Origin of the sequence: Flavobacterium sp. UBA4854 (assembly GCF_002399805.1) — a bacterium.
Classification (GTDB): Bacteria; Bacteroidota; Bacteroidia; order Flavobacteriales; family Flavobacteriaceae; genus Flavobacterium; species Flavobacterium ginsengisoli.
Genome location: NZ_DHEI01000031.1, coordinates 1 through 7,926 on the forward strand (window position 1 = coordinate 1; position 7,926 = coordinate 7,926).

General features: G+C 32.6%; 6 protein-coding genes and 1 pseudogene. All 7 read right to left on the minus strand.

Annotated features, from left to right (window positions below; all coding sequences use genetic code 11):
- Positions 1–169: 169 nt before the first annotated feature.
- Positions 170–589, minus strand: a complete 420-nt coding sequence (locus B3J44_RS04035; protein ID WP_111283188.1) for an OsmC family protein — start codon at positions 587–589, stop codon at positions 170–172.
- 310 nt (positions 590–899) lie between these two features.
- On the minus strand, positions 900–2,873 hold the full coding sequence (locus B3J44_RS04040) for a DUF349 domain-containing protein (RefSeq protein WP_286965969.1): 1,974 nt from the start codon (positions 2,871–2,873) through the stop codon (positions 900–902).
- Between the two features lie 251 nt (positions 2,874–3,124).
- Positions 3,125–3,877 carry a lipid A phosphoethanolamine transferase gene (locus B3J44_RS04045; RefSeq protein ID WP_286965970.1) on the minus strand — a complete coding sequence of 251 codons (753 nt, stop codon included), beginning with the start codon at positions 3,875–3,877 and terminating at the stop codon, positions 3,125–3,127.
- Between the two features lie 55 nt (positions 3,878–3,932).
- Positions 3,933–4,685: a shikimate dehydrogenase family protein gene (locus tag B3J44_RS04050; RefSeq protein WP_286965971.1), complete on the minus strand. Its 753-nt coding sequence runs from the start codon at positions 4,683–4,685 to the stop codon at positions 3,933–3,935.
- 2 nt (positions 4,686–4,687) lie between these two features.
- Positions 4,688–6,082 carry a tetratricopeptide repeat protein gene (locus B3J44_RS04055; RefSeq protein WP_286965972.1) on the minus strand — a complete coding sequence of 465 codons (1,395 nt, stop codon included), beginning with the start codon at positions 6,080–6,082 and terminating at the stop codon, positions 4,688–4,690.
- A 265-nt stretch (positions 6,083–6,347) separates the two neighbouring features.
- Positions 6,348–7,541 (minus strand): aspartate aminotransferase family protein, encoded by a 1,194-nt coding sequence (locus B3J44_RS04060; RefSeq protein WP_198857206.1) that lies wholly within the window; start codon positions 7,539–7,541, stop codon positions 6,348–6,350.
- A gap of 142 nt (positions 7,542–7,683) precedes the next feature.
- Positions 7,684–7,926, minus strand: a pseudogene (locus B3J44_RS04065) (OstA-like protein); the annotation flags it as partial.

The following is a 7,926-nucleotide window of genomic DNA, read 5'->3' on the forward strand; positions in this document are numbered from 1 at the left end:
GCTAACGAATTAGATCCTAAAAACGAGGATGTTTCTAAAACATTATTAGGAGTTTATAACGCTCTTGAAATGACTGCAGAAGCTAAAGCTTTAAAAGCAAAAATGTAATTACTGCTTTTTAAAAATAAAAAAAAACCATTCACCGCGGTGAATGGTTTTTTTTATGCTTTTAGCTGATTAATTCAGCTGATAAAGTGATTGTGGTGTTTAATAGTTTTGAGATCGGACAGATTTCTTTTGCTTTTGCCGCAGTAGAAGCAAATTCTTCTGCAGAAATTGAAGGAACTTTTCCCTTTAAATCTAAATGAATTAAAGTGATTGATCCATCTTCAAAAGTCACGGTAGCTTCTGTAGTTAAATCATCTGCTGTAAAGCCAGCTTCATTAAGTAAAAAGCTTAACTGCATTGTAAAACAGCCCGAATGCGCTGCTGCAACCAATTCTTCTGGATTCGTTCCTACGCCATCAGCAAATCTTGTCTTAAAAGACAGTTGTGCGTTATCTAGAGTTGTGCTTTGCGTGCTTATTGTTCCTTTTCCTTCCATACCGGTTCCTTTCCAGTTGGCGTGCGCTTTTCTTGTAAATTTCATATTCTTAATTATTTAAAAATTAGTATTAAATGTTGTTCGTTTGATATTAATGAATAGTGGTAACTCAAATATAATCAATATTTTGCAGAATAGTTTTATGAAATTTAATGAGATTGTTAAGTTTTAGGTTTTGGAATGACGATTTAACCGCAAAGCGCACAAAGTTTTTAAGTAATGCTTTGCGAACTTTGTGTTTTTATAAAACCTTATATATTTAAAAATCTTTGCGGACTTTGCGTTAAAAAATAAGTGCAAAAAAAAGTGCAACAATTGCTCGCTACACTTTATTATTTTTAGAATTCGACTAGAATTACTCTTGTCCTAAGTTTCTAAGTTGTTTCAATTTATCTTTCCAAACTTCAAGGCTTTCTTTGTGAATTGCAATGTTTTTGCGAACCTCTGTAACAATTGAATTCTCTTTTTTAGCATTTTTGGTATTAGTAAAGAACTGAATGTTGTTTTCTAATTGGAAAATTTCATTTTGCACTTCTTCAATTTTACGCATAATAAAGATTTTTTCATTGTCTAGTTTACGCGTATCGTTACTATCGGTTAGTGAGTCAATGCGGTTTGCAAAACGCATCATTTCAGATTCTTTTTTGCTTAAGCTTAGTTTTTCAAAAAGAGCATCTAATATTTTATTGAACTTTCCTTCAATATGTCTTCTTGAAAAAGGAACTTTTCCAAAGCCTTTCCAAGTCTCAATATGTGCTTTTATGGCATCTAAATCTGTTTTGTGGTCTCCAGTCAATTGGAAAGCTCGCAAAGTATCTAGATACGTTTTTTTATTGTCAAAAGCAGCAACTTCGTCACTATTTTCTTCAGACTTATGCTCTTTTAATTTGTCAAAATAATGGTTACAAGCATCTTTAAATTCTTTCCAGATTTTGTCTGAATACTTTTTAGGAACATGGCCGATTTGCTTCCATTCTTCCTGGATTTGTTTCATTACAGGTGTAGTAGCTTGAAAATCGGTGCTTTCCTGTAATTCTTTAGCTTTAGCAACAAGAGCCAGTTTTTTATTAAGATTATCGTTTTGATCTTTTTTGATATCCTTATAAAAAGAATTTTTAAAAGCGTTAAAATTTCTAACTGCAGTTTTAAAAGCGGCCCAAGTTTCTTCATTTACTTCAGAAGGTACTTTTCCTGCAGCAAAAAACTCATTTCTTAAATCTTCTACTTTCTGAATTTGAACAAGCCACTGTGAGTGAGAATTTACTTTTTCGCTGCCAAGCGCTTCGATTTTAGCAATAATCTCTTTTTTTACTTCCAGATTTTTTTGCTCATTTGCTCTTTGGCTTTCAAATAAAAGTTCTCTTTTATCGTGTATTTTTTTAGTCAATTCGCTAAATTGATTCCAGATTACATCACGATGTTCTTTAGAAACAGGTCCAATTTCTTCTTTCCAGATTCTGTGTAAATCTTGTAATTCACGGAAAGATTTGCTCACATCTGTATCGTTAACCAATTCTTCAACGCGAGCTATGATTTTTTGCTTTAATTCTAAGTTGTGTTTAAAATCTAAATCTCTAGCCTCACGATCTAAGTGAAGATAATCATAGAAGTTTTCAACGTGAAAATGATAATTATTCCAAACGTGATTGTACTTGTCTTTCGGAATTGCTCCTGCATTTTTCCATCTTTCTCTTAATTCATTAAAATGTTTAAGAGTGTCTTTAATGTTTTCCTGCGGATTAATTAATTCTTTTAATTCTTCAACAATAGCCAAACGAGCATCTAAATTGGTTTTTAGATTAGTTTGTAAATGTTTAAAGTGAGCATTTCTTTTCTCTCTAAAAACATTATAATATTCATCAAATTTTGATTTTAAAGGAAGATGATATTCAAATTCTTCATTAGGATCTGGATTAGAAGCTAAAAATTCTTCTTTTTTCTCCTCAATAAGGTGATTGTATTGTAATAAGAAAGCCTTTTTGATTTCTTCAATATGATCTTTTACAGACATTACTTTATCTATATTGACCAGTTTTTTTAATTCATCAACAAGAGCGTCTAGAGAAAACGTGTTGTAATCTTGCATAGGAATGTCATGACGTTCCTTTAAAGTTTCGTCTTCGCCTTCAGCAGCATTTGAATTTGTAATAACATCCAATGCTTCTTGATGAGCATTTTCCTGTTGTTCCAATTCAGTTTCTGAGACCAAATCTTCGGTCAAAGTTTCAGAATCTGATATTTCGATTGCTTCATTTGTTACAGAATCATTTATTTCGATTCCAGATTTTCCGTCTGCTTCATGCAGGTTATCATTCTTTTCTTCTAACATCTTTAAAAATGTATAAGGTTTTTATTTTAAACAGTGCGAAAGATAGTAAAGGTGTTTCTAACTACAAAATAAATCCTTTGTTTATACGCTAATTTGCGATAAAATTCTTATTGTTTAATTCAATTGAGCACTATCATATATTAATTTTTGGTGTTTTAATTGATAAGATTGAAATAATACTTTTTACGGTTTTTAAATAAAAAAATAAATGAATCATAAAAAGTAAAGCTTAATTAGCAGTTTGTTCCTAATTAAAACAAAATTAGTATACCAACTTCCATACCAAAATTATAGGATTTTTCGCCACCAAAAGCTACGCTTGGGTGTACATAAACTAAATTTGTTGGGGTTATTTTTCGGCCAAATTCCATAAAAGCATTATTTTGAAATCCTTCTAAAATGTAATTGTATCTAAAAGCTACATCTGTAGCAATCCAATTTTTGCCAAAGAACCATAACAAGTTATTTTCTAATAGGGTTACGCTTATGTCGCTTCGATTACTGGATCCTGCAAAACTTTGAGAATGTTCCAAAGTTGCAAACCATAAAAATCTTTTGTGATTGAAGTATTTTGCAAAAATACCAGCAGGGATAACAACCCATTTTCCGGTGCCAAAACTTGGATCTGCGGCAGAATTTGAGATGACACGGGTTCTAAGTCCAATTCCGTTATTTTTCTTAAAATAAGGAATAAAACTTACTCCAGCACCTACGTCGCCAAGTCCAGTTTGATTGATAGAATTGGAGTTGGTCGAAATTAAAGGTAAATCAAATCTCAGATTCCAAGCTTTGTTGCCTATTGGCTGTAAAACACGCAAATTTGTGGTATTATACGAACCGTTCTTAGTGTCTAAGTATTCGTTGTATAGTAAAATGGTTTGCAGAAAGTAATGATAACGAGGTTCGGCAAATGGACTATTGCTTCTGTCGATGTCCTCGTCTTGAGCCACTGCAAGAAATGTAATAAGAAAAAAAATGCTAAAGTAAAGTAGTTGTTTTTTCATAACTGTCTGCAAATGAGTAGACTAATTTACGAAAATTACTTTAACATTTTGTTTTTTATTTGTTCCAGATTTTCCAAGCTTTTTCGGCTTGAAAAATAAGCATATCATGTCCATTTTTAATTACAGCTCCCATTTCTTTTGCTTTTCTCAAGAAAGTGGTTTCTGCTGGATTGTAGATTAAATCGTATGCAATATGTTTTTCTGTAAAAAACTCGTAAGGTAAATTTGGACAAGCATCAATATTTGGACTCGTTCCAACTGGTGTGCAATTAATTATAATTTGAAAATTATCAAAAGTAGTAGCATTGATTAAATCATAATCAATAATGTTTTCTTTTGCTTCTCTAGAGACAAAAGTGTACGGAATATTCAATTCATCCAAAGCAAAAGCAACACCTTTAGAAGCTCCACCTGTTCCTAAAATAAGTGCTTTTTTATGATGTGGCTCTAGTAATGGTTTTAAAGATTTCTTAAATCCGTAATAATCGGTGTTGTAGCCTTTTAATTTACCATTTTTGGTAAACTTAATGGTGTTTACAGCACCAATTAAAGCGGCTTTTTTTGATAATTTATCTAAGAATGGAATAACTTGTTCTTTGTACGGAATGGTAACATTTAAACCCTTTAAATCAGGATTGTTCTTAATTAATTCTGTAAAGTAATTAATCTCCGAAATGTCAAAATTCTCATAGCTGTTACCAGCAAAAACTTCATTATTAAATTTTTCTGTAAAATAACCTTTTGAAAAAGAGTAGCTTATGTTGCGTCCTAATAATCCAAAACGTCTTCTTAATAAAATATCAACCATTCTTATTTGCGATGTTTTTCTATATAATTTTTTACTATTTTTTTTGTCCAAACCACAGGAAACAAATCTTCGATCAAGATATAATTGTCAAAGTTTAGCCGTAAGCCATTGCTTAAATGGAATTTGGCTTTTGTATTGTCTTGAATCATAAAATACAATCCAGCCAAACGATATTCGATTTCATTTTCTTCAGGGAAATATTCGGAAGCTTGCAATAAAGTTTGAATTGCAGTTTCAAATTCTCCTAAAAATTGAAGAATATCAACCCAGTATAACCAAGTGTCTAATGCATAATCGCCAAACTCTACTGCTTTTCTAAAGCCAAATTCGGCTTCTTCAAAGAAATTCATTTGTTTGTTGATTGTTGCATATCTTTTCCAATACAAACGATTCTGATTGTCAATCGCCAAAGCTTTATTTACAAAAAATAATGCTTTTTGATAGTTTTTTTGGCGAAGATGAAAATCTGTAATCGCAATCCAACCTTTATCTAAAAGCGGATCTTCGTGTACAGTTTGGTTGTAATATTGGATTGCCTTCGCTAAATTTCCAAGTTTTTCATAACATTTACCAATTCGAAGAAGCGCATACGAAGTCGCATCGTCCAATTCGATAGTTCTGTTATAACTTTCGATTGCTTCGTTGTATTTTTTTAGGCGCTCATAAGCTTTTGCTTTTTCCATAAAAGCACCCAAAAATTCGTCATCAATTAACGTTGCGTAATCAAACGCACGAATTGCTTCTTCGTATTCTTTTACGCCATAATGAAGACGCCCAAGCTGATGCCAAGCAATTTCGCTGTAAGGATTTCTGTTGATGTATTCGTTTAGATAAACAATAGCTTCTTGATTTTGATCTAAAAATTCAAAACAATACACTACGTTATAGAGAGCAGATTGATCTTCTAAGTCTTCTTCAAGACATTTGATGAAACTGTCTTTTGCCATTTCGAGATTATCCATAAAAAGATATTCCATTCCAATCAAATTGTACACATCTGCATAATCATCAGTGTATTGAAGCGCAATTTTTAAAAGTTCTACTGCTTTTTCGTGCTGGTCTCTTTTGGAACAGATATTGGCTTTCTGGATATAGATTTCCTCGTTGTTAGGTTCAATTGCGTATAACTCATTCAAAAGCTTTTCAGCGATCTCAAGTTTATCATCATAAACTAGCATTTCTACTTGTACTAATTTTAAGCCTGTAGATTTTGGATGCTGGTCTAAAGCAAGTTTTAAGGCCTTCTTTGCTAAATTAGCCTTACCTATGTCTAAATAATGAAGAATGATTTCTTCGAATTCTTCAGAATCAAAAAAGAGTACTTTGTTGGTTTTTAACATCGACTCAAATTTGGATAGGGATAGGTTATAATCTTCTTCTTCGTTGCTTAATTGCATACTTCGTATATTTGAAATTAGCCTGATATAAATTTAGGCAACCATATAGTTGTTGTAAGGATAAGAAATTAATTGTTTTGAACAATTTAATTAACAATATATAGCGTTTTTTATTCTATTTTGGGAAGAAATCTCCTTTATTATTAGGGGATTAGCTTCGGTTTTGTCATTTTTTTATTTGTACTAAAAGATTTAACCGAAATACAAATTGAGTATTAAGTTCTGTCATTTTTATTAAAAGCAGCACTCAAATGATTTTGTTTTTTTAATTGTTATTCTTTTTTATTATTCCGTCCATAACGTCTAAAATAATAGCACAACCTTCTCTAATTTCGTCTTCAGAAATAGTCAAAGGAGGTGTAATTCGTATTGCGCATCCTTCAAATAAAAGCCAGAATAAAATAAGTCCTCTGTCTTGACAGGTTAAAATGACTTCGTTTGTAATGTCTGCCGATTCTGTCATTGCAGCAAGCATTAATCCTTTTCCTCTAACTTCTGTAATCAAAGGATGTACCAAAAGCGATCTGAAGAGTTTTTCCTTCTCTAGCGTTTCTGCCATTAAATTTGTTTCAGTTAATTCTTGCAAAGTAGCCAAGCAAGCTGACGCAATGACAGGGTGACCTCCAAAAGTAGTGATATGCCCTAATTTCGGATTTTCAGTTAAAAGATCCATTTTTTCGGCAGAAGCGGTGAATGCGCCAACTGGCATTCCGCCACCCATTCCTTTACCCATAACCACGATATCTGGAACAACATCATAATTTTGAAAGCCAAAAAGTTTTCCTGTTCTTCCAAAACCTGGCTGAATTTCATCAACAATCATCAAAGCTCCAACCTCATCACAGCGTTTACGAACTTTTTCAAGAAAGTTGTTTTCTGGCTGAATAAAACCAGCTCCACCTTGAATGGTTTCTAAAAGAATTGCTGCCGTTCTGGTAGTTATTTTTTGTAAATCTTCTTCGTTATTGAAAGTAATAAAATCAACATCTGGCAACAAAGGTCTAAAAGCCTGTTTTCGTTCCTCGAACCCCATAACGCTCATAGAACCCATTGTGTTTCCGTGATAAGCGTTGTGGCAAGAAATAAGCTGACTGCGGCCTGTAACTCGTTTTGCGAGTTTTAAAGAGCCTTCAATTGCTTCTGTACCCGAATTTACCAAATAGGTTTTGTTTAAAGATTCTGGAAGGAGAGAAGCCATTAATTTGCAATATTGAACCGCAGGACTTTGAGAATATTCTCCGTAAACCATTACATGAGAATATTTGTCCAACTGATCTTTTATAGCCTGATTTACTCTAGGATGCTGATGTCCTAAAGTACAAGCCGAAACTCCGGCAACAAAATCTAAATATTTTTTATCGTTTGTGTCGTATATGTAAGAGCCAATGGCGTGTGAAACTTCCATTCCGAGTGGATAAGGAGAAGTCTGCGCCTGGTATTTTATAAAATCTGGATTCATTTTTTTGAGGTTCAAAGTAGCAAAGGTACTGAGGTTCTAAGGTTTTTTAACTTTACGCTTAGGTTAACTTTTTAGGTTAATTTTTGCGAAATAATAATTCGCAAAGAAGCTGTAAACGTCACTGAGACTGTTCTAAATAAAATTATTTGTCTTTATCTTTAGCCTGAGGTTCTGTTTTGATCGGAGGTTTTGGGTTCTTCTTGTCGTAATCCAAAGTTTCTTTTCTAACTTTCATCGGAACGTTTTTACCTTTTTCTTCCTGTTCTTTCCCTTCTTTAATCAGTTTTTCATTCATTTCATTTTCTTCTGCGGTAAAAATATCATCTTTCGATTTTATTCTTTCATCGCCTCGCCAATTCATTCCTCGAAGTTTTCTAGCATTTTC

Coding starts and splice junctions, on each gene's coding strand:
- B3J44_RS04035 (WP_111283188.1), bottom strand. CDS start 589: ATGAAATTTACAAGAAAAGCGCACGCCAACTGGAAAGGAACCGGTATG.
- B3J44_RS04040 (WP_286965969.1), bottom strand. CDS start 2,873: ATGTTAGAAGAAAAGAATGATAACCTGCATGAAGCAGACGGAAAATCT.
- B3J44_RS04045 (WP_286965970.1), bottom strand. CDS start 3,877: ATGAAAAAACAACTACTTTACTTTAGCATTTTTTTTCTTATTACATTT.
- B3J44_RS04050 (WP_286965971.1), bottom strand. CDS start 4,685: ATGGTTGATATTTTATTAAGAAGACGTTTTGGATTATTAGGACGCAAC.
- B3J44_RS04055 (WP_286965972.1), bottom strand. CDS start 6,082: ATGCAATTAAGCAACGAAGAAGAAGATTATAACCTATCCCTATCCAAA.
- B3J44_RS04060 (WP_198857206.1), bottom strand. CDS start 7,541: ATGAATCCAGATTTTATAAAATACCAGGCGCAGACTTCTCCTTATCCA.